The sequence below is a fragment of the Butyrivibrio proteoclasticus genome (assembly GCF_900115735.1).
Lineage (GTDB): Bacteria > Bacillota > Clostridia > Lachnospirales > Lachnospiraceae > Butyrivibrio > Butyrivibrio proteoclasticus_B.
On record NZ_FOXO01000031.1, the window covers coordinates 1 to 22146 of the forward strand.

Consider the following 22146-nt stretch of genomic DNA (forward strand, 5'->3'; position numbering starts at 1 on the left):
TCAAGAAGGTACATGAAATTGATATCACGCTTGCATGAGGTTTCTATGTCTCGAGATGAGAAGATTCTGTTCATTGCCGCATAGACTGCTATCTTCATCATATGACGGGGCGTTGCCTGGCCTTTTCTGATTCTTTCATATGTTGCATAAAGATCAGAAAGGTCCATCTCCTCCACGAATGCGCTTACCAGGCGTACCGGATCGTCATCTGCTACTGATAGGTCTATGTCGAGCGGAAGTTTTATTTGATGATTTAAGGAAGAAAGGCTATAATTTCCTTGTAAGATTTTATTTAGTAGCATAAATATATTTTACAGCAAAAACCAGGCTTTTCGAAGCCTGGTTTTTGTGTTTGTGTAGCATCTTTTAATAAACCCCTGCTCTGCAGGGGGACAACAGCTGCTTCAGCTTACAGTAAAAAACCTCCCGTGATAGAATTACTTACGGTTCGCCAACCAAAGTAAAATCACAGGAGGTAGTCCAAAATGGACATGAATAGTTTATCACACACAAAATGGGAGTGTAAGTACCACATAGTATTTGCACTTAAGTTCAGGAGAAAAGTTGCATACGGTCAGATCAAGCAGGATATAGCAAATATTCTCAGTACATTATGCAAGAGGAAAGGTGTAGAAATTATAGAGGCAGAAGTATGCCAAGATCACATACATATGTTGGTAAGGATCCCACCGAGTATGAGTGTATCAAGCTTCGTAGGCTACTTGAAAGGAAAAAGTACACTTATGATATTTGAGAGGCATGCAAATCTCAAGTATAAGTACGGCAATAGACATTTCTGGTGCAGAGGCTATTACGTAGATACTGTAGGTAAGAATGCAAAGAAAATTGAGGAGTACATAAAGAATCAGTTAAAAGAGGATTTAGAGTACGACCAAATGACATTAAAAGAGTATATTGACCCGTTCACGGGTGAGCCGGTAAAGCAAAACAAATAAAAATGAGCCCAGGGGGCTCTGTAGGAAAATGATGTTGCGGCTGGCGAACCATTCGCGAGTCTTTAGACTCAGTGCCGGCAACAGGCCCTTATAGGGCCAGAACAAACCACCGGCTAAGCCGGTGGTTCTGATTTGGGCATAAAAAGGGAGCTGAGCACTAATTACTTAGTGCGACAGCCCCATAAAAAAACGCTCCGCTAAGGAAGCGCACTACTGTGTATGACATTTCACTAGGCTCGAAAAAACCTCGCCAAGTGATCTGCACATCGCGCGATTGGAAGATGTTGCATAAATGCAACCGCGCTCGGCGCGAGAATGTCGCAAGCGACATTCTTTTTTACAGATCTCTTTCTCTGGCTCCGTCTACCTCTCCACTAAGGAAATGTCTACGACAAAGAGACACATATGACTCATTACCGCCCATCATGATCTGCTCACCGCTTCTTACAATCTTGCCATCACTTACTCTGGCATTAAAATGTGCCCTTCTTCCGCACCAGCATACTGTAGGAACTTCCTCTATATAGTTGGCAATTTCCATAAGCCTTTTTGATCCACTGAATAAATGGCTCGTAAAATCTGTCCTAAGTCCATAGCAGATTACCGGAAGGTCATATTTATCCACAACCTCCGCCAGCATATCCACCTGTTCCTCTGACAAAAACTGAGCTTCATCTACTATGACGCAATCAAGTTTTTTCCAGCCGTCACTTTTTCCTGTGAACCATTCGTTTTTTACCTCTTCAAGAAAATCTTCAACAAAGGTGCACTCAGCACTCAACCCAATCCTGGATTTTACCGTCTTTTCACCATCTCTGTCCTCGGCTTTAGGTTTTAATAGAATCGCCGTCTGCCCCTTCTCAAGATAGTTATAGCGCACCATCAGTGCGTTGGCTGTTTTAGAACTCCCCATAGCTCCATATCTGAAATACAGTTTTCCCATCATTTTTCCCCTTGCTTCACATATTTTTTGATTTATAAATTTTTATATCTGAATTATCTTATACCATCATGCACCCATGTTTTTATTCTTTACCATTAATCAATACCAGCTTGTTATACGGTATCTCGATGCCTTCTTCACTAAATCTCTTCATAAGCTCAATGCGGACATCGGAACATGCTATAGGATTATCCTTGAAATCAGCTGTCTCCATAAGTGCTCTAAGCGTAACACCACTATCATCACAGCTCCTGCACAAAACACTGGGCCTGCTGCCACAATGCTTTGGATGAGCTGTTATCACGTCTGCCATGATTTCTTTTGCCCTTTCCATGTCCGTGCCGTATGCAACCGAAATATCTATCGGATAAGAGAAAGACTTTTCCTGTGTATAGTTAACTATTGTTGCTGCACCAACTATTGAGTTAGGAATATAAATGATCTCATTCTGATAAGTCTTTATTACTGTATGTCTTAAAGTAATATTCTCAACAAATCCTGGGTCATAAGAATTGATCATTATCCTGTCGCCGATATCAAATGGCCTTGAATGAGATGCAGAAAGAGCTATTCCTGCAAAAACATTTGCAAGAGTTGACTGGGCTGCAAGACCAAGAACCACAGCTGCTATTCCTGAAGAAGCAACGGCTGTCTCCCATGTTTTAGAGAATGCCGGAATGCCGCTTAATGCAGTCAATGCCGCAGCGGCCCAGATAACCGCAATAATTATACCTTTAAGAAAAATAAGATGAATTTTCCCCCTAAGCATTTCCTTACTTAAGAATTTATTCATTAAAAAATTAAGAAGATATGCCACTATAAATGGCAAACAATACTTTAGAAAAAAATTAAGTACTTCAGTCATAATCCGCTCCATATAGTATATTTTTAGTTTTTTAACCTCTAAAGTATACCATATATGGTCTAAAGAAAGAATGCGCCATCAGAGCGATTTCCAATCAGAAACATGCTCCGCCTGGCGCCCCATGGAAAAAGCCCATCTGCCAGAAGCAGATGAGCTTTTTATTCAACATTTTATAATGCTGCCATATCAATCTGATGTACTGTACCTACGCCGCCGCTTTCTTTAAGGAACAATCCGGAAGCTTTCATCATACCGGAGACCATAAGATCACTATTCTGATGTGTATACTCTGTTGCCACATTTCCAAGATATATGGCACCCACATCTGCAGCCTTAAGAGACATAAGGTGATCAACTCCTTCTTCATCACGGATCCATATCCTAAGAGCTTCATAAATCTCGTCATTTTCATCAATCCACCCGTTATGATCTTTGTCATATACTCCCAAATCTTTGAAGCCATCCCCGCTTTTTGTTCCAAAAAGTTCTGACCCGTCATTGATCTTCCCATCTTCATTTTTATCAAGAGCCAGGAACCCGCTGCCCGGATTCAGCGCTGATATCTTCTCCTCTTTACCATCGCTATCAAGATCAAAATAAAAATGCTGATCGGATATAGTAGTAACTTCATTTCCCACATTTATAACAAGCGGATCTACAAGTCTGGCTGAACTTGCCCTTGTTATTCCTGCATATTGACAGAGCTTTCTGGACATAGAAAAATCAACATTAAAATCGATTCTTCTTCCGTCTTCGGTAACAGCAGCTCCTGATCCGGAAAAAGTAGTGGTCTCTTCCTCCAAATGCTTCATTTCTACCGTAGTTACTTTGAGAAAAGAATTGCTTGTCAGCATGTTCGCTGTATTAGAAACTGTCTCTCTGAAGTAGCTGCTCTTATCCTCACCTCCAAGCATTTGTAACAGACTCAATATTCTTTGAAGAATAGAATTTCTGATATCAGCCAGTTGCTGTTCCATAGATGATTCAGTATTTCCCAGATATTCAGTTTTTGACGGTTTTAGTGAATTATAGGATTCACTGCCCATAGCCTTGTTTTCTGTAGCATCACCTATACTGATCTCAAGTGTATCCATCTTCTTTTCCTGCTCATTTAGGCTTTTTAGGAAAGAATTCCTGGTTACGATACCACTTTGTACGGTTACTGTGTTTTCCTCATAATACTTATGGGTTGAGCCCATATTTACCTGTGCCTGTGCAATTTTCATGGTACCTCCTTTGGTGTTGCAATGGTTCATTTTTTGGCATAAAAAATGAACCTTCAAATGAAGAAATTACTCCTCCATGAAGATTCATACCCTCCCTAGCTTTAGTTGTAAGCTGCTGGCTATGCTTACTTTTGATGCAGCATCTGAGCTACTTATAGTATCGGAAAAAAACAGTTAAACATTAGACAGTAGAAAGAAGACTAAATATTCAGACTTCTTCATCATCCATTTCTTCAAAGGCAATGATAGAATCGATGATATCCTCAAAGTCCTCCTGAAGTTCCTCTAAAGTGTCACCTTCATAAGTGTATATCTTACCGTCTATCTCAACTTCGCCTGTATAAAAATCACACTTCTCGTCGTACTCGACAGTTCCCTTATATCCCTCGTATTCAAGTTCATTTTGTGACATAAAAAATCTCCCTCGGCCATTCGCCGCGGGAGACTTTATAAACTGATAAATCTCAGTCTTTAACTTCGATCCTTGCTGCCTCTTCCTTCTCAGGAATTACTTCCTTTTTAGGAAGTGTAACTGTCAATACACCATTTCTGTACTGGGCAATTATATCTTCAGGCTTAAGACCTTCTACACTAAAGGACCTCTGATAAGATGAACTTCTTCTCTCACGACGGATGTACTTACCATCATTATTCTTTTCATCCTTATTTTCGCTGTGAGAAGCACTAATTGTCAAGACATCATTCTTAAGGTCGATATTGATATCCTCTTTATTAAATCCAGGGAGCTCAGCTTCAAGCTGATAGCAATTATCTTTTTCGATCACATCGGTTCTCATGAGGCCTGACATGTTATCAAACTTTTTGCCTGCGCCTTTGTTGTAATCGCAAAGCTCGCCAAAAAATCTGTCATTAAATAAGTTGTCCATCTCATCAAAAATATCATTATTACTCCAAAGCATAGGCATTAACATAAAACATCACTCCTTTTCTATTTATATTTTTATTTAGGTTGTAGTAGTTTTGTGCCGCCACTTAAGATTGCTTAAAATTTAATTAGCACTCTTATGTGTTGGCTGCTAATTTCTTGTTACAAGTATGTTATAGAACATGTAGCACATAATGTCAACACATTAATTTCTAAAAAAAATATAAACTCTCAAATACAGCGTAAAAACTCAACTTCAAGCATAACTTATAGCAAGAAATTGGAACCATCCGCCACAATTGACTGTACCTGAGGGAAACGCTTTGGTCTGCGAGCCGACGGTGATGATGATGGGAACAGTAGTTATCTCTCACCGTCGGATCCAGCATTGTGGCGTTTTCCTCAGAACCCGTCAATGGCGAGCACCTAACGGTGTGGCTGGTTTTATTTGCCTCAGGCTCTGAATCCAGGAACAGTAGGGGCGGCTACTTTAAGGTGCCTCGGGCTCTGAATCCAGGAACATCAGAAGTTGCCACATTCAAGAATGTGTATGGCTATATGCTCGCGGCTCCCAATGTAATGAGAGCGGAAATGCTGTTTTGGGTATATAGCTTGATTTTGAGATTACAGCACCACCCACCAAGATTTCTGACTTGTGATTTTGGGTATATACGGACTTTTTGAAGTTCACACACCCTTTTATAGGTGGTTGATCGTCTCATATCACTCATTCAATGGATGTGTAGTTCTATTTTTCTCGTATATACCCATTTTTCCTTCCCGAAAATTCTGCTGATGGGTGTCGTAACTTAAAAAGTATAGCTATATACCCATTTCACTGTGACAATCCAGAGTTAGGAGAAGATTTTTGAGTGATGTATGAGAGGATGTGGGATAAGTGCTTAAATATTGTTCATCTTATCCTATGAACTTAACAATCCGCATAGTGTGTTTTCTCATGAGTAGGATAAATGCTTGATTTTAGCGCTTTTTATCCTACGGATTTAACCATCCTGATAGTGGATTTTGCTCATGCGTAGGATAAGTGTTTGCATTTTGCTCTTTTTATCCCACTATTCTTATCATTTTTGTTAACAATTCCGCTTATTTGTGGGATAAATCTATGTTTTTTTATCGCGTTTATCCTACTTTTCATTCAAGCGCAGTATTCAGAAGGCTGAAAATGTAGGATAACTTCGATAGAATTTCATGTTTTATCCCACATCTCTGAAAATCGACTGTGATAGAATGGGATAAGTTTTACAAATCTATCTTTTTTATCCTACATCGGAGCATGATCCCTATTCCCCAGAGATTGGGATAAATATTACAGATTTTTCGCTCTTATTCTACTTCTCAGTTAATCCCGCGATAATCCCATATTTACCTGGCTGTGGACAGATAAATGCTGTATATGCCCATTTGTCTTCTATAAAAACTATGACGAGGGGTGGCATAAAGCCTGATATCCGGCTTTATGCCCAAACCCGGTTTTATTACGGCTGAGCTATTGAAAATGAGCTATATGCCCAAAGCAACGCCTTAGCGTTCTTTAAACTACTAACCATAGAGTGGAAACATACAAACTACCTTTAGCCCCACTTCCAGCATGCAGCCTAAAAAAACTCCGCGCTTATGTTTCCATGAAACTAGCTTCTCCTGCTGTTCCTAAATGTGGAACCTGAAGCACCTTGAAGTAGCACCCCTACTGTTCCTGGATTCGGATCCAGAGGCACCTTAAACCCAGCCACACCGTAAGGTGCTTGCCATTGACGGGTTCTGAGGAAAACGCTACAATGCTTGTCCCGACGGTGCATGAATGAAGCTACTGTTCCCATCATCCTCACCGTCGGCTCGCAGACCAAGGCGTTTTCCTCAGGCTCAGTCAATGGTGGTGTCCGGAGCCAATTACCTACCAATTTCTTAAAGTTATTCAGAGAATTTCTTACGCATATACAAAAAGAGAGTATTTATGCGAAAGCAAAACACTTACGCAAAAATACTCTCTCTAGTGTGGCTGTTTTTATATTTCTCGACTATATTGCTTAGATATAATTTGCAATCTACAAGGCGGAAGATGGAGTCGATGGGCGTCCATCGACGACTGATGACAACGCAGTAGATTCAAATTATAGCAAGCATATAGTCGAGTTAATATAAAACAGCTACACTAGTCTACATGATTAATCTCTTATTCTTTTAAGATATCTTATGAATAGCTTTCTTAGGACACTTCTCTACACATGTACCGCAATGTGTGCACTTCTCCTGATCGATGGTTGCCACATTGTTTTCCACAGTGATTGCGCCGGCAGGACAGTTCTTTTCACAAATATGGCAGGCAATACATCCAACCTTGCAATATCCGTTAACAAGCTTACCCATATCCTGTGATTTGCAGGCAACTGATTCCTGTGCTGAATATGGAATAAGATCAATGAGGTGTCTTGGGCAGATGTCTATACACTTTCCGCAAGCCTTACAATTCTCTTTATCCACAACCGCTACGCCATTAACCACATGTATCGCATCAAACTGGCAAACCTGTACGCAGCTCCCGCCGCCAAGGCATCCATAAGAACAGGTCTTTGAACCGCCGCCCGGAGCCTGCGACTGAAGTCTACAGTCTGAAACGCCTTTGTACTCATATTTCTGAGCTGCATTTTCACAATCACCATTACAATGAACAAATGCAACCTGCCTCTCTGTCTCAACAGCTTCAACTCCCATTATCTCTGAGATTGCTGCCGCAACAGGAGCACCACCAACAGGGCACTGATTAACTGCTGCCTCGCCTTTAGCTATGGCGGCCGCACAACCTGAACATCCGGGGAAGCCGCATCCACCGCAGTTATTACCAGGAAGTGCCTCTAAAATAGCAGCTTCTTTTTCATCCACATCAACATGCAGTTTCATGTCTGCCAGTCCAAGGATAAGACCAATCACAATTCCTACACCGGCTACAACTGCTGTTGCAATGATAATTCCATAGGTCATAGTCTTTTATCTCCTATTATTATTATAGAGTGATATACGGATTGCTCCACTTCGTTTTCGCAATCCTACATACATTCGGAACACGATATGCTCATTAAATTCGCATATCTTTATTCCTCATGTATGTTCGGTCTTCGAGGTTACAAGTATATGCATGCAAGCATGCATACTTGTAACTTCTCATCCCTTATCACTCACTTCAAAGCTGAGAATCCGGTAAATGCGATAGCCATAAGTCCTGATGTCAAAAGAACCATTGGCATTCCCTTAAATGGTGCAGGGATGTCATTGTATTCCATTTTTTCACGAAGACCTGCCAGAATTACAATAGAAATTGTAAAACCAATAGCTGTGGCGAAACCGCAAATTGTACTCTCAAGAATTGTGTATCCATCAGTTACGTTATTGAGTGCAACACCGAGAACTGCACAGTTTGTTGTAATAAGAGGAAGATATACACCAAGCGCCTGATATAAGGAAACGATGTATTTCTTCAGAATCATCTCTACGAACTGAACCAGCATGGCAATTACCAGGATGAACACAATAGTCTGAAGATATGAAAGATCCAGTGGATTTAAAATAAACTTATAAATTATACTGCACACCAGTGAAGCAAGTGTGATAACGAAGATACATGCGCCACCCATTCCAAGAGCTGTATCTGTTTTCTTTGAAACACCAAGGAACGGACAAAGTCCAAGGAACTGGCTAAGTACTACGTTATTAATAAGTGAAGCTGAGATCATCAGCCCAATTAAACTAAGTATTGTCTCTCCCATGATTACTTAGCCTCCTTTTCTGCTGCAATCTTATCAGCCGCTTTTTCTTCAGCTGAGCCGCAGCAACCCTCGCCAAATTTTGAAGTATCCTTGCCTTTCTTGGCCATGTTTGATTTGATCTTGTTCATGATAGCAATCAGGAATGCAAGAACAAAGAAGGCTCCGGCCTGCTGTACAAAGATGCTGATTGGCTGATATCCGGAAAGGAATGCACCAACTGGTCCGGGAACAACTGTACCTGCTCCAAGGATCTGAACATCAAAAGCTGTGCCTGCTCCGACAAATTCACGAATAAGGCCAATAACAGTGATAGCACAGGTAAATCCGATTCCCATTCCTATTCCATCAAAGAAAGCCGGAACGACGCCGTGCTTACTTGCGTATGCTTCTGCTCTGCCAAAAATGATACAGTTAACAACGATAAGTGGAATATATACACCAAGTGCGCTGTTAAGTGCCGGTACATAGGCCTGCATAAGAAGCTGAACCAATGTAACGAATGAAGCAATAACTACGATAAATGAAGGAATTCTTACAGTTCCCGGAATTACCTTACGAAGAGCGGAAATAACCGCATTACTAAGCGCCAATACAAAAGTTGTTGCAAGTCCCATTCCGAGACCATTTATTGCTGATGATGTTACTGCCAGGGTAGGGCACATACCGATCATCAACACAAGAGTAGGGTTTTCAGCTACAAGGCCGTTAAAAAATCTCTCTAAAGGAGTATCTTTCTTAAATCCTAAAGCGCCCGTTTTTACATCTGCACTCATGACTGACCTCCTTTCAAAACATTCTCAAAATAGTTCACAGCTGCATTCACACCATTAGTTACGGCTCTTGAGGTGATCGTTGCACCTGAAATAGCCTCGATCTGTGTGGCTGAATCTGTCATCTGACCATTCTTAACAACTGAGAACTGCTGAGCATTTTTGTCAACGAACTGTGGAACAAGCACCTTTTCTGCATTCATTCCAAGTCCGGGAGTTTCAGCAATTGAAATGATTGAAATACCATTTACATTTCCATCATTTGTAATACCAACTGTGTAAGTAATGAAATCGCCATATCCTTTTGAGCTTACCTGAATGACATATCCAAGAGCTGCACCTGAAGCATCCACTGCCTCTTTTACGCTCTCAATAGTAACTCCCGGGAATGCTGCACCAGCCTGCTGTGCGCCGGCTTCATCAATCTCTGTATCATTGAATGTTGCCGCTGCTGCGAATACTGACTGGTTTGCTTTATCCTGCGCAAGCTTTTCCTGATAAGCTATAGGCGCTTTTGTCACCTGGTATACAACTCCAAGAAGTACACCTGCAACTAAAGTAATTGCAAAAAGAATCAGGGCGTTTTTAATCATGCTCTTTGTATCGTTCATGTTATTTCGCCTCCTTTTTTGCAACTCTCTTTATACCAAAGGCTCTTGGAATAGTGAACTTCTCGATAAGTGGAACAAGAAGGTTTGAAATGATGATTGCATATGAAACGCCTTCTGCATTTGCTCCGAATATACGGAATATTCCGGTCAAAAGACCTAATATAAAGCCATAGATATATCTTCCCTTGGTAGTGATAGGACATGTTACATAATCAGTTGCCATAAAGAAGGCACCAAGCATAAGTCCGCCACCTGCAAGGTGTGCTGAAATATAGGACCAGTTAAATCCATATCCTCCAAAAAGACCTACGAAAATAATGAAGGTGATTATGTAAGTAAATGGAATTACGTAATCGATAATGTCTATTGCAAAAAGGATCATCGCACCGATTGCAATGCAGAGCATTGATGTCTCACCGATAGTACCTGCTGTTCTACCAATGAGCATATCCATTACGTTAACCTCTACACCATTCTTCAAATTGGCAAGTGGTGTAGCTCCTGTGTAAGTATCTGTAACGAAGTTGGTCATGATAGCCGGGAAAGAAATAACCAAAAAGCATCTTCCACCAAGTGCCGGGTTCATAAAGTTCTGACCAAGTCCGCCAAAGAGCTGCTTAACAAGGATAATTGCAAAGATGCCTCCAATGATTGGGATCCAGAACGGAACTGTTGATGGAAGGTTAAGCCCCAGCAAAAGTCCTGTTACTACCGCGGAGAAATCTCCAATAGTTATCGGCTTGTGCATTGCTTTTTCATAAATGAACTCTGAAAGCACACAGGAAGCAACCGATAACAAAATAATAATTAGTGCATCCAAGCCAAAGTTATAGATACCAAAACCTGTTGCAGGCAAAAGAGCTATCACAACCCACATCATAATATTTGAAGTAGTGGTTTTGGATCTCACATGGGGATTGGATGATACGCTTCTTAAATCACTCATCTTATCTCGTCCCCCTTACTTTTTTCTTTTTCCGAGCTGTATTTTTCTCATGCCCTTAATGAGCTGAGTAAGCTGGCGTCTTGCCGGACAAATATAACTACAGCATCCACATTCGCAGCATTCCATTCCATACATATCAAGGAATGCCTTCTCATCACCATGTTCTACAGCATCTGCCAGATTCTTTGGAATAAGTCTTTCAGGACATGCCTCAACACAACGCGCACAATTAATACATGCACTTGGCTCAAACTCTGCCACTTCGTCCTTAGTAAGACAGGTAAGTGCTGAAGCTGTCTTTGTTGTAGGAATGTCGAGATCAAAGATTGCAAATCCCATCATAGGACCGCCTGAAATGATCTTGGCTGGTTCTGTCTTAAATCCTCCTGCATCCTCTAATAGCTCTTTATAATTGGTTCCGATTCTTACCTTATAGTTTCTTGGATCTGTGACAGCGTCACCGGTAATGGTAACAATTCTCTCCATGAGAGGACGTCCCTCTTTTACCGCTCTGCACACAGCACAAAGAGTATCAACATTATCAACGATACATCCAGCATCTGCCGGAAGCATTGAAGAGTTGATCTCTCTACCTGTAACTGCATAGATAAGCATACGCTCAGCACCCTCAGGATACTTTGTCTTGACGGGCTTAACGCTTATCTTTTCCTCATCTTTTGTTAATTCTTTGAATTTTGCGATTGCATCAGGCTTATTATCCTCAATTGCAAGAATTCCTCTCGCATTAGGGAAAATACTAACCGCAATCTTAAGACCTTCCAACAAAAGCTCAGGCTCTTCGATCATACGCCTGTAGTCGGAAGTCAGATATGGCTCACACTCAGAGCAGTTCGCGATAACATAGTCGATCTTATCCGGCTCTTTTGGTGAAAATTTAACAGCAGTTGGGAATCCTGCACCTCCCATACCAACGACACCAGCCTCGCGAACAGCTGCAATCTTGTCCTCGGCGGTCATTTCTTCGTACGGTTTTAATGGCTTAAATTCCACTTCGTCATACTTACCATCGTTTTCAACTATGATGCTGTCACACATAGCTCCTGTTGCAAGACGCCTTGGCTCAATTGCCTTGACTGTTCCTGAAACAGTTGCATAGATTGGCGCAGAAACAAAGCCACCTGCTTCTGCAATCTTCTGTCCTGTAAGAACATGATCCCCAACAGCAACGATTGGTTTAGCCGGTGCACCTATATGCTGTGATATCGGATACACCAAATCCCCTTTAGGGAGGACTGATTTGATGGGCTTATCCTTGGATAATTCCTTACCTTCGTAAGGATGGATTCCGCCCGTAAATGTACCTCTTGCCATCTCCTACCCTTCTTTCATATTTTTGTTTATAGTAAAAGTGCTGAACCTATCCCAGCACTTAATACTACTTATACAATTATACTAAATTTTGTACAAGATTGCTTGATTAATATCAAAATAATCTATCAATTTTTAAGGTGTTATTTAATTGAAATACACTTTATTTAATCAGTTTAATTGACTATATATTGTATAATGTAACATTTTACCCTATAAGTCGTTTTATATATGCGTTAGCTTTAACTCTGCATATAAAAAGAGCCTCGTCTTGAGGCCCTTATTGTTTTTCTTCAATCACCTATGAATCCCCTACAGTTCAAGCACATGTGCAATCACATGGCAAGCGTACAGGCTCATTGCAAACCTGCTCTTTTTCATATTCTCATTAAGGTCAAAGAAAAATTTCTTATCGTTATAATCTGACTTAAAAAACGGAGCAAAACACAGATTCCATTCCTGTAAATACTGCCCCTCTTTTTTTGTGTAACAATTCTCAGGTGATGCCTTTACTCTGTAATCTTTGTCCACAAAGCTGGCAATTGATTTATGCAAAGCTGTGTCTTCCTGTGGAAGATAGTAATAGTCCTTATAATTAGAATAGAAATACTTCAGTGTTGTTTCGTATAACGGAACTCTGAGAACTGCTTCAGTTCCATCAATCTTGAAATAACATCCGTCAAGATTTCCTGAAAGCGAAGAAGGAAGAGGCTTCGGAACTGCCAGTTTCATGTAAACTTCCTTTTTCTGTGTTCCATCAATGTCGTTATAGTAGTTGGCCTGAACTTTTTTAGCGCGGACAGGCAACAGCTCAAGTAATTCTTCCGATGATGGAATCTCTGCGTCAGTTCTGATTGCTTCTTTAGGAAGCTTTGAAAAAGAATTAAAGAACTCCTTGTACTTAAGCATTGTAAGAACATCAAACATTCCTTTGACATCTTCAAAATTGTGAAGCATGAGGAGCTTTAACTTCTCAGCATCTTTGGAAACAGTATAGTCCTGATAAACTGGAATAAGCTTTCCTCCATCATATTTATCTTCTCTCTGAATACCCAAATATAGCTCAATTGTCTTTTGCTTACAGTCAAGAAGCCCCAACTGCTTTTTATAAGGCTTTACCTCCTTATAAATATCAAGGGAGCTCATATGTGCAAACGGATTCGGAAGTTCATACTTTTCAAATTTGGATAAAAGAAAAGGAATATCAAATCTATCACCATTAAAATGGATAAGTATCTTATACTCCTTAGAGAATTCAATAAATGCCTCAAGAATTTCTTTTTCCTGATCAGGTGTTTCAGCAAAAAACTGACAGACATGCCAGTTACCATTGTCATAGTAAGCACATCCTATAAGGTATATATCAGCACTCCTAGGAGAAAGCCCAGTAGTTTCTATATCAATAAAAAGAAAATCCTCCGGCTTGCAGTTTAACAGATCCGGCAAAGTCCTGACAAAATGACTACCAGAAAGAACAATTCCCTCACTAGTCTTAATCATACACGTTTCCTCTTTCGTAATAATACGAATCTCCTATGAAAAATATTTTATCAAATAGGTATAATAAAGCAAGCTTGTCATTCCATGGTAAAATGATTCAAACTGATTCATCTATTTATGGAGGCTCAAATGGTAAAACAGTTCTTTTCACCTTACAAGGTCGCAATGTTTGATCTGGATGGAACACTCACAGACTCCGGAAGAGCAATTACATCCTCCGTTGAGTATGCTCTGTCACAGTTTGGTATAACTGATCAGCCGCGCCAGAAACTGGAAACTTTCATTGGTCCATCTCTTTATGATTCATTTACAAGGGAATATCACATGAATGACGAGGACTGCAACAAGGCAGTAGCCCTTTACAGAGACATATACGAAAAAGAGCGAATGTACGACGTTGATATATATGAAGGAATTCCAGAACTCCTTGAAACTCTGAAAGAAAAAGGCTTCACTGTTGTCTTGATCACCAGTAAACCTCTCGTTTTTGCAGAAAAAATACTTACTCGGATAGGTCTCGATAAATACTTTGACCACATGGTTGGCCCTACACTTTCTGACCACAGTTCTGACAAAAAGAGGCTCATTGAAACAGCCATTAGTACCTATAACCTGGAAAAAAAATCCTGCATAATGATTGGGGATACCGCCTATGATATAAAAGGTGCCGTAGATGCAGGCATAGACAGCATTGCCGTAACCTACGGCTATGGCAGCACATCAGCGATGATACGTGAAGGTGCAACATTCGTTGCAGATTCAGCAAAAGAGATTCTATCTTTTCTTTGCTGATTGATATAACAAATACAAAGAGCGGTACGCAGATGAGACTCATCTGTGTGCCGCCCTTTGTAGTCTATGTTATTCAGTTTCCTGATGCTGGAGCCTGCTCGTTTGTAGTAGTCTGGTCATTTGCAGGTGCCTGGCCACCTGTTGGCATCTGGCCGTCTGTTGGCATTTGGCCCTGCATCATACCACGGCCGCCCATGCCGCCGTGGCCACCCATTCCCATGCCTCCGGTGCTGTTAGTTGTATTAATGCTGTCTGCTGTAATCTCACCTGACTGGTCACCGGCTGTAAATGTGTAGGTCTCGCCTGAAACAAGATCTGCTGAAGAATAAGTAACTGCATTTGCGCTCTTAATAAGTGTAAAGCTTGCAACTTCATTTCCTGATGAGTCACTGACTGTAATAACAGTTCCTTCTTCAAGTTTCTCGCTAAATACATAAGTAATAGTCTGCTGAGTTGATGAAGAGTCTGCATTTTCAAGCATTCCTGATGATCCAACCGCTGTCACTGTTCCTCCGTTTATAACGAAGATACCCTGATTTTCAGTTCCTATGTCAATTGCGGCATTCATATCATCAGAAGGACCATCAACATATACTGTTCCGCCATTTATAGTAAGGTTCTTATTTGAATCAAGTCCATCACCGCTGGCATTTACATAAACAACACCGCCATTTATTGTGATATCAGGATCTGTAAGAGTTGTAGATGCGTTAAATCCATCATCTGAAGATGTTACGCTTACTTCACCATCATTTATAGTAATGACTCCCGCTTCAATTCCTTCATAGCAATCTTCTACAGTTACTGTTCCTCCATTTACTGTAAGGTTTGTATCTGAGTGTACTCCATCATCACCTGCTGTAATGGTAAATGTTCCGGAGTTTATAACAACGTCTGATGTTCCGTGAATTGCATCATCCACTGTATCCATAGTGAATGTACCACCATCAATTGTCATTACGCCTTCTGCTTTGATACCCTTCTGACTTACACTGTTTGAATCAGAATCTACGCTGTCTGCAGTATCATCCATCATTCTGCCGCCAAAGCCGCCACCACCCATTTGAGGTGCCTGGCCATCTGGCATCTGTGGTGCTTCACCTGCTGCCGGTTGTGTCTCTGCGCTATCGGACATCTGTGCTGCTCCGCTGTCTGTAGGCTGCGCTGCTTCGCTATCTGCAGGCTGTGCTGCTTCACTGTCTGTAGGCTGCGCTGCTCCGCTTTCAAAGTTCTTTGAAAACATACCTGCGCCGCCTCTTCCACCCATGCCGCCACCGCCTGGCATAGCTTCAGATTTTTTTTCCGCTGAGGCAGAACCATTTCCTGTAAAGATATCAAAATATCCATCTGAGATATTGAGAGTTCCGTCTGACTGTATTGCATCACCATAAGAATCAATATCAAATGTTCCTGATGTTATGTTAAGTTCTGTTCCTGCCTTGATTCCATCATTTGCAGAAACCAGAGTGAGATTAACGTCACTTATTGTCAGTATTTCTTTTGACTGAATACCATTGTTGATATATCCATTAACAGTAAGTGAACCGCTTCCGCCTACAGTGAGGCTGCACTTTGCCATGATTGTTGCCTTCTGGCTGTTGCTAAATCCTTCATCCACTGCTTCTGTACTATCTGTACTTTCAGATGCACTTGCAGTATCTGCAGAAGAAGCTTCAGTTGTACTTGTGCTTTCCTCCGCTGATGCACTGTCATCAGCGCTGCTTACATCATTTGTGCTGCTATTATTTGTTTCTGTTGTACTGGCAGGATCAGTAGTTGCCACACTAGTATCGGTACTTGCATTTGCCTCGTCAATAGTAGCCTTAGCCTCTTCATAAGTCGCTTCTGTTCCGCTTGTTAGCGTATTCTCAGTGCCCTCCATTACGTAAATTGTTGCACTGTTTGCGTATTCAATATATATTGCATCCTTCTCGCTGTTTGTAATTGTCACTCCGTTTAGAATGATCGTTACATCCTGACCCTCAGCCTCAACTTTGATCCTTCCTTCAGTTAAAGTTCCACTGAAGGAATAAGTTCCACCGGATGTGATCACAATGTCATTGTCTTCTACACTTGCTCCGTTACCACTCACAACTGATCCATTATCAGAAAGTGTGATCACTGCTGTAACATCGCTTAAATCTATACTTGTATCGGTACTCGCAACAACTGTTGCGCTTTCTGTACCTACTGTAGCTGTCTCAGTTCCGCCTGTTGTTGTCCCACATCCTGCTACAAGCAAAGCAACTGCAAGCACTGTAGCAAATCCAATTCCCATTTTTGATTTCAAATTTTTATTCAACATATTATTCTCCATTCTACTTTTCACATGCCTTTAGGCTGCTCTTTTAACTCATTCTCTTTGTCTACACTGCCATTCTAAAAAAACAACCTAAATCCAGCCTAAAAAAATATTGAGGAAAATATAAATTCAGGGCGCAAAGCAATTTCCAAAAACACAAAAAACTCACACTGATCATTCAACCAGTGTGAGCTTTAAATATTAACTTTATTAAATTAGTCGCCTATACTGAATATGCGAATCTGTCACGCAGAAAATCCACACATTTAATCATCTGGCCTGAGCCCATGTAACTCCGTACATCTGCTCCATGAGCTTTCTGAGTTCATCCTTCATGGAATTGCAGGCAGATGCTTCATCTACAAAGTTCATAACTCCGATGCGTTCTTTTTTATCCTGGAAAAAGACAGCCCAACCATTCTCAGTTTTATCAAGGCAAATTCTATTCTTATGATGTCCACCAATTTTGTAGAGTTTTGATGGTACTAAGTGTTCTTTGAAATATTTCTGAAGTTCTTTTGCGTTCATAGTTGCCTCCCAATTGAAGTCTCTATTTGTCATCATGAGAAAAGTGGTTTTTCAAATGATTGCATGTAGTTTTGATTACTACATATAATATATCACATAACTACTTAAGTGGCAACACACTTTATGCGTAAAAATAATCATGTTACTGTTCACTCGCATACAGCTCGCTCCAGTAACCACTGTGGATCAGTTCGTATCCCTGTTCACATACTTATTGTGGAACTTGGAATAAACAATCTTCTGACTGCTGTAAAGGCTTGAGTATCCGGAGAAGGTATAGCTAAGTGCAACAGCCAAAAGGTAATATGGCATGCCTTTGAATCCGAATAGTTCAAAACATATAAATAGTGATGAAATAGGGCAGTTAGTTACCCCGCAGAACAGTGCCCCCATTCCGATAGCAGCACAAAGAGCCGGATCAAATCCTAAAAGCTGTGAATAAAGGCAGCCGAACGTTGCGCCTATATAAAGAGCCGGTACAATCTCACCACCCTTATAGCCGGCGCCGAGAGTCAGCGCTGTAAAGATTATCTTCAAAAGAAATGCAAAGTAAGGAGCATCACCATTTAAAGCCATTTCAATCACATTCATTCCAGCTCCGTTGTAGTACCTTGTTCCGGAAATAAATGTAAGAGCCGCAACGATACATCCGCCAACAAACACTCTCAAATACGGATTGGCAAAAAACTTCTTATAAAGTCGTCCTGATGTTTTCAAAACGTCGCAAAAGATCACGCTGACTACTGCACATAAAATTGCAAGAATTGCAGTAAATATCGCATTGTAAATTGTAAACTCCGGAACTATGTTTACAGCAAAGATTTCTCCCTGCGCTCCCAAAAACTCCGCTACTCCCGAAGCTACAAGAGCCGATACAACGCAGGGAACAAGAGCTGAATAGTACATGATACCTACATTTTCAATCTCCATCGCCATAAACGCGGCAGTCATTGGCGTTCCGAAAAGTGCTGAGAAAGCAGCACTCATACCGCACATAGTGATGATCTTTATATTTCCATCTTTGAGCCTGAACAGCTTGCCGAGATTGTAGCCGATACTTCCGCCCATCTGAAGTGCCGCACTCTCACGACCTGTTGAACCACCGAATAAATGGGTCAAAGTCGTAGAAATGAAAATAAGCGGAGCCTTTGTAATAGGTAGGTTCTCCCCCGCCTGGATCGACTTGATCACAAGATTTGTTCCCTTATCCTCGTAATCCTTGCAGAGCCTGTACAGGAACACTATCAAAAGACCTGCAAAAGGGAGCCCTAAAATAATAAAGTCATGCTCATTTCTAAAACCTGTAGCCCAAACTATTGCGCGGCCAAAGGCTGCACCAATAGCTCCAACCACAATTCCCGTGATACTTCCCAGAATTATCCACCTGAAAAAGACTCTTATCCTCCCAATCAGATCCATCTCCGGCATATGATCAATGATGTACTCGATAGGATTGCTGTTCTTTTCTTTATTTTCCATACACTTAACCTCAAACTTCTGTAAAAAATAATACTTATAGCACGGCAATACCGCGATATTTTTAGGATTATGACATATTTGCCCCGGTTTCGTAATACTTTTTTGGAATAACCATAAAACTTTCAAAATTTAAAATCTGAGTTTTCATAATGTGCAAAACAGGGCAATGAAATGCTTTTTTTGCACTGCACTGCCCTTTATTTATCATATTACTTTTTACTTGTACTGGCTTACATTGGACGCATCTACAGATTCAAATGGAACATAGATACATTTGTGATCCTCTGTAGCATAATCGATTCCCTCGATTGTGCCGCCGCTTCCAAGTGCTATCGCTGCCTTTACAGCCGAAGCTCCCTGGCCTGCTGCGCTCTGAAGAACCGTAAATGCCATCTCACCAGAAGAGATTGACTCGCAGCCATCTGCTGTTGCATCGACGCCGCACACAGGAATCTTGGTATAATCCAGACCATATTTTTTCATTCCACTGATAACACCAAGAGCCATCGTGTCATTATTACAAAAAACAGCATCAACGCTCTGCCCTGTCTTCATAAAGATTCCGAGCTTATATTCAGCTTCAGCGTCAGACCAGTTTGCATAATCCTTAAATACATAAGTTGCGTTGCAGCCATTTTCTTTAAGAGTCTTGATAACTGCATTAGTTCTTCCGATTGTAGCTGAATGTCCCTGCTCTCCCTCAAAAATAATTACATTGAGACTTGAAGGATTGCCAAGTTTTTTTAGGACATATTCAGCCTGAAGCTGTCCGGCCTGCTCCTCACTTGAACCTGAGTAAATATATTTATCGGCAGTAAGATGTTCATCCGAAGGCTGGTTATTGATATAGATGATTGGAAGATTTCCTGCTGCCACATTCATCTGAAGAGCTGTGCTGGCATCAGATGGTCTCATAATTATTGCTGTATATCCCTTTGATGCTGCACTTGCAACAAGTTCTGCTTCCATCTCGACACTTCCGCCTGTCTCAACAAGATCAACAGTCGCTCCGCTGCTGGTTGCAGCCGATGTAACCGCATCAGCAAGCTGGCCTCTGAATGTATCAGTAACATCATTCATTATCAAAAGAATTTTTGCTTTTCCGCCACCGCCTGTGCCAGCTGATCCTCCTGAAGCAGCCCCGCAGCCTGCAATGACCGTAACCAGCAATAATCCTGTTAAAAGAACTGTAATAATCTTTTTCATCTTACAAGCCTCCTCAAATCTTGAACTTCTGAACATAAGAAGTGAGCGTGTGGCTGGTTCCTGCAAGTTCTTCAGAATTATCTGCCACATCCTGACTACTTCTGGTGATATTCTCAGCCATCTCAACCATATTCTCTGATGTAGCAAGGATCTCATCTGCACTGGCCGCCTGCTCCTCAGAGATAGCTGCTACATTGGTTGCAACATCATCAACCTTCTGCACATCTTCTATCATGTTCTCAATAAGCTTGTTGGATTCCTGAATATTGTTATAAATCTGGTCAAAAGTACCAACGGCAACACCGATAAGTTCACTGTTTTCCTGGATGCTTGTAGCACTGGCATGTGCCTGTCCTACCGCATTCTCAATAAGTTTGTGCACCTCTTCAATGAGGTTTGCTATATTCTGAGCACTTTCTGCTGATGTCTGCGCAAGTTTACCGATCTGAGTAGCAACTACAGCGAAGCCTTTTCCTGCTTCACCTGCTCTGGCTGCTTCTATGCTGGCATTAAGAGAAAGAAGATTTGTTTCCTCAGCGATCTCACCAATCATTCCAACAATATTTGTGATCTCTTCAGAAGCTGTTCCGACCTTGTTGATAGAATTAACAAGCTCGTTGTTTGCAGCTTCGATATCCTGCATGGCTGTACTGAGTTTCTCCATATCCTGACGGCCTTTTTTAGATATCTCAACAGTTTCCTTCATGCTCTCATTGGCCTTGTCACTATTATCTCTTGTGTCAGAAACAATAGTTGCAAGAGTTGTTGCATTCTGCGCAATATCATTAACCGCTGTTGCAAGCTGATCAACTGTTTCATTTAGCTGCTTCATAGCCTCTGATTGAGCCTGAGAAGCATCATACATTGTTCGCGAAACCTGATCACTGCTGTCAGACTCCTGTCTGAGTTTCTCTGATTCCTCGCTGATACTTCTAAGCATTTTTCTCATGGAAGCGACAAAATCTGTAACCTTTCCTCCCATGATTCCAATCTCATCATTGCTCTCAGAATTAACTTCGATTGTAAAATCTCCCTCTGACATAGCTGTAATATTCTCGGTAATGTGTCCAAGAGGAGCAATAACTCTTCTAACTACATAGAGAATTGAAACAACTATAAGAACAACTGCGATAATACCGATAATGATAAGAAGATTACTCATCTGTGTTATTGCTCTTAGGATAATACTTGTAGGAATATATGATACAAGCACCCAGTCAGTTCCTTCAATTTCCTTAAAAGCTGTCATGTAAGTTGCAATTTCTTCCGTTGTATAATCGCCTACTGAAAGTTTTCTGTAGGCCCCATCAAGAAAAGCATCTGATGATGAACCGGTCAGCTTTGTTGATACAAGGCTTGAATTTCTATGTGCAAGAATTGTGTAATCAGACTTATCCACAAGGAAAGAGCTTGCATTTGTCATTTTTACACCGGAATTAACGATGATACTGATGGCGTCAAGTGGCACGTCAGCTGCAAGGACCTTCAGCTCATCTCCTTCCATATCTAAAATACCTGTAGCACTGATAACTGTTGTACCGTTTGCATCAGAATGTGCTCCGCCATAGGCCATGTCCACTCTTGTGATACCCTGCTTATACCATGCACTTCCAAGAACATCCGACTCAGTAGTTTCAGATTTAGACGCTTTTATAAGCTTTCCATTTGACGTTCCAACATACAAACCGTTTGGACAGCTGGAGTTGTAACCATAAAACATATCCAGCATTCCTGAAAGTTCTTCGTCTGCAGGATTTTCTTTCTCAATAAAATACTTAACTGTGCTAAAAAACTGCAGATTCTCACTAAGCCATGCCTCAATATTGTCAGCCTGATTCGAAATAGACGACTCAAGAGTTTCATTCGCCATCTCAGTCATCCTGCTCTTTGAAAGCAGCGACGCCACAAGGACAAGCGCTATAACCATCGCCGATACAAGCGGAACGATGTAGCAAATAAGCTTAGTACTTATCTTTTTTGTTTTTTTCTTCTTTTCAGTTTTTTCACCCATTTTTCTCTCTTTCTCGC

General features: G+C 41.1%; 20 protein-coding genes. 2 read left to right on the top strand and 18 right to left on the bottom strand.

The window, feature by feature from the left end; translation table 11 throughout:
- Positions 1–302 (bottom strand): transposase (locus BM146_RS15365; RefSeq protein ID WP_143087508.1); only part of this gene is annotated, 302 nt, incomplete at its 3' end.
- Between the two features lie 183 nt (positions 303–485).
- On the opposite strand from BM146_RS15365, the gene tnpA reads away from it, so the two are divergent.
- On the top strand, positions 486–956 hold the full coding sequence (gene tnpA / locus BM146_RS15370; protein WP_074890968.1) for an IS200/IS605 family transposase: 471 nt from the start codon (positions 486–488) through the stop codon (positions 954–956).
- A 337-nt stretch (positions 957–1293) separates the two neighbouring features.
- On the opposite strand, the gene BM146_RS15375 is transcribed toward tnpA, so the two are convergent.
- From BM146_RS15375 to BM146_RS15435, 12 genes are all read right to left on the bottom strand, one after another.
- Entirely contained in the window at positions 1294–1899 is a 606-nt protein-coding gene (locus BM146_RS15375) for a thymidine kinase (RefSeq protein WP_074890971.1), read from the bottom strand.
- Between the two features lie 82 nt (positions 1900–1981).
- Positions 1982–2764 carry a mechanosensitive ion channel family protein gene (locus BM146_RS15380; RefSeq protein WP_074890974.1) on the bottom strand — a complete coding sequence of 261 codons (783 nt, stop codon included), beginning with the start codon at positions 2762–2764 and terminating at the stop codon, positions 1982–1984.
- 170 nt (positions 2765–2934) lie between these two features.
- Entirely contained in the window at positions 2935–3990 is a 1056-nt protein-coding gene (locus BM146_RS15385; protein ID WP_074890977.1) for a hypothetical protein, read from the bottom strand.
- Positions 3991–4198: 208 nt separating this feature from the next.
- Complete coding sequence (locus BM146_RS15390; RefSeq protein WP_074890979.1) at positions 4199–4402, bottom strand: hypothetical protein; 204 nt, start codon at positions 4400–4402, stop codon at positions 4199–4201.
- A gap of 52 nt (positions 4403–4454) precedes the next feature.
- Positions 4455–4922: an Hsp20/alpha crystallin family protein gene (locus BM146_RS15395; protein WP_074890981.1), complete on the bottom strand. Its 468-nt coding sequence runs from the start codon at positions 4920–4922 to the stop codon at positions 4455–4457.
- 2153 nt (positions 4923–7075) lie between these two features.
- On the bottom strand, positions 7076–7873 hold the full coding sequence (locus BM146_RS15405) for an RnfABCDGE type electron transport complex subunit B (RefSeq protein ID WP_074890986.1): 798 nt from the start codon (positions 7871–7873) through the stop codon (positions 7076–7078).
- Positions 7874–8067: 194 nt separating this feature from the next.
- Positions 8068–8655, bottom strand: coding sequence for an electron transport complex protein RnfA (locus tag BM146_RS15410; RefSeq protein ID WP_022775988.1), 588 nt, complete (start codon positions 8653–8655; stop codon positions 8068–8070).
- A 2-nt stretch (positions 8656–8657) separates the two neighbouring features.
- Positions 8658–9428 carry an electron transport complex subunit RsxE gene (rsxE, locus tag BM146_RS15415; RefSeq protein ID WP_074890989.1) on the bottom strand — a complete coding sequence of 257 codons (771 nt, stop codon included), beginning with the start codon at positions 9426–9428 and terminating at the stop codon, positions 8658–8660.
- A complete protein-coding gene (locus BM146_RS15420) occupies positions 9425–10036 on the bottom strand; it encodes an RnfABCDGE type electron transport complex subunit G (protein ID WP_074890992.1) in 612 nt (203 codons plus the stop codon). Before BM146_RS15420 ends, rsxE begins: the two co-directional genes overlap by 4 nt.
- A 1-nt stretch (position 10037) precedes the next feature.
- Complete coding sequence (locus tag BM146_RS15425; protein WP_074890994.1) at positions 10038–10982, bottom strand: RnfABCDGE type electron transport complex subunit D; 945 nt, start codon at positions 10980–10982, stop codon at positions 10038–10040.
- A gap of 15 nt (positions 10983–10997) precedes the next feature.
- On the bottom strand, positions 10998–12314 hold the full coding sequence (rsxC, locus tag BM146_RS15430) for an electron transport complex subunit RsxC (protein WP_074890996.1): 1317 nt from the start codon (positions 12312–12314) through the stop codon (positions 10998–11000).
- Between the two features lie 309 nt (positions 12315–12623).
- On the bottom strand, positions 12624–13811 hold the full coding sequence (locus tag BM146_RS15435) for a ribonuclease H-like domain-containing protein (RefSeq protein WP_074890998.1): 1188 nt from the start codon (positions 13809–13811) through the stop codon (positions 12624–12626).
- 129 nt (positions 13812–13940) lie between these two features.
- Here BM146_RS15435 and BM146_RS15440 point away from each other — a divergent pair, with 129 nt between their 5' ends.
- Complete coding sequence (locus tag BM146_RS15440; protein ID WP_177201697.1) at positions 13941–14603, top strand: HAD-IB family phosphatase; 663 nt, start codon at positions 13941–13943, stop codon at positions 14601–14603.
- 73 nt (positions 14604–14676) lie between these two features.
- Here the strand turns inward: BM146_RS15440 and BM146_RS15445 are convergent, their stop codons facing one another.
- The 5 genes from BM146_RS15445 to BM146_RS15465 all read right to left on the bottom strand — a co-directional run bounded on the left by BM146_RS15445 (position 14677) and on the right by BM146_RS15465 (position 22129).
- Positions 14677–16908 carry a carbohydrate-binding domain-containing protein gene (locus tag BM146_RS15445; protein WP_074891002.1) on the bottom strand — a complete coding sequence of 744 codons (2232 nt, stop codon included), beginning with the start codon at positions 16906–16908 and terminating at the stop codon, positions 14677–14679.
- Between the two features lie 267 nt (positions 16909–17175).
- Complete coding sequence (locus tag BM146_RS15450) at positions 17176–17433, bottom strand: hypothetical protein (RefSeq protein WP_022775998.1); 258 nt, start codon at positions 17431–17433, stop codon at positions 17176–17178.
- A 186-nt stretch (positions 17434–17619) separates the two neighbouring features.
- Positions 17620–18912 carry a chloride channel protein gene (locus tag BM146_RS15455; protein WP_074891005.1) on the bottom strand — a complete coding sequence of 431 codons (1293 nt, stop codon included), beginning with the start codon at positions 18910–18912 and terminating at the stop codon, positions 17620–17622.
- Between the two features lie 216 nt (positions 18913–19128).
- Positions 19129–20118, bottom strand: a complete 990-nt coding sequence (locus BM146_RS15460; RefSeq protein WP_074891007.1) for a substrate-binding domain-containing protein — start codon at positions 20116–20118, stop codon at positions 19129–19131.
- Positions 20119–20131: 13 nt separating this feature from the next.
- Positions 20132–22129 (bottom strand): methyl-accepting chemotaxis protein, encoded by a 1998-nt coding sequence (locus BM146_RS15465; protein WP_074891010.1) that lies wholly within the window; start codon positions 22127–22129, stop codon positions 20132–20134.
- Positions 22130–22146 lie beyond the last annotated feature (17 nt).

What these genes read in the sequence shown, in the direction of transcription:
- tnpA (WP_074890968.1), top strand. Translation starts at nt 486, where the DNA reads ATGGACATGAATAGTTTATCACACACAAAATGGGAGTGTAAGTACCAC.
- BM146_RS15375 (WP_074890971.1), bottom strand. Translation starts at nt 1,899, where the DNA reads ATGGGAAAACTGTATTTCAGATATGGAGCTATGGGGAGTTCTAAAACA.
- BM146_RS15380 (WP_074890974.1), bottom strand. Translation starts at nt 2,764, where the DNA reads ATGACTGAAGTACTTAATTTTTTTCTAAAGTATTGTTTGCCATTTATA.
- BM146_RS15385 (WP_074890977.1), bottom strand. Translation starts at nt 3,990, where the DNA reads ATGAAAATTGCACAGGCACAGGTAAATATGGGCTCAACCCATAAGTAT.
- BM146_RS15390 (WP_074890979.1), bottom strand. Translation starts at nt 4,402, where the DNA reads ATGTCACAAAATGAACTTGAATACGAGGGATATAAGGGAACTGTCGAG.
- BM146_RS15395 (WP_074890981.1), bottom strand. Translation starts at nt 4,922, where the DNA reads ATGTTAATGCCTATGCTTTGGAGTAATAATGATATTTTTGATGAGATG.
- BM146_RS15405 (WP_074890986.1), bottom strand. Translation starts at nt 7,873, where the DNA reads ATGACCTATGGAATTATCATTGCAACAGCAGTTGTAGCCGGTGTAGGA.
- BM146_RS15410 (WP_022775988.1), bottom strand. Translation starts at nt 8,655, where the DNA reads ATGGGAGAGACAATACTTAGTTTAATTGGGCTGATGATCTCAGCTTCA.
- rsxE (WP_074890989.1), bottom strand. Translation starts at nt 9,428, where the DNA reads ATGAGTGCAGATGTAAAAACGGGCGCTTTAGGATTTAAGAAAGATACT.
- BM146_RS15420 (WP_074890992.1), bottom strand. Translation starts at nt 10,036, where the DNA reads ATGAACGATACAAAGAGCATGATTAAAAACGCCCTGATTCTTTTTGCA.
- BM146_RS15425 (WP_074890994.1), bottom strand. Translation starts at nt 10,982, where the DNA reads ATGAGTGATTTAAGAAGCGTATCATCCAATCCCCATGTGAGATCCAAA.
- rsxC (WP_074890996.1), bottom strand. Translation starts at nt 12,314, where the DNA reads ATGGCAAGAGGTACATTTACGGGCGGAATCCATCCTTACGAAGGTAAG.
- BM146_RS15435 (WP_074890998.1), bottom strand. Translation starts at nt 13,811, where the DNA reads ATGATTAAGACTAGTGAGGGAATTGTTCTTTCTGGTAGTCATTTTGTC.
- BM146_RS15440 (WP_177201697.1), top strand. Translation starts at nt 13,941, where the DNA reads ATGGTAAAACAGTTCTTTTCACCTTACAAGGTCGCAATGTTTGATCTG.
- BM146_RS15445 (WP_074891002.1), bottom strand. Translation starts at nt 16,908, where the DNA reads ATGTTGAATAAAAATTTGAAATCAAAAATGGGAATTGGATTTGCTACA.
- BM146_RS15450 (WP_022775998.1), bottom strand. Translation starts at nt 17,433, where the DNA reads ATGAACGCAAAAGAACTTCAGAAATATTTCAAAGAACACTTAGTACCA.
- BM146_RS15455 (WP_074891005.1), bottom strand. Translation starts at nt 18,912, where the DNA reads ATGGAAAATAAAGAAAAGAACAGCAATCCTATCGAGTACATCATTGAT.
- BM146_RS15460 (WP_074891007.1), bottom strand. Translation starts at nt 20,118, where the DNA reads ATGAAAAAGATTATTACAGTTCTTTTAACAGGATTATTGCTGGTTACG.
- BM146_RS15465 (WP_074891010.1), bottom strand. Translation starts at nt 22,129, where the DNA reads ATGGGTGAAAAAACTGAAAAGAAGAAAAAAACAAAAAAGATAAGTACT.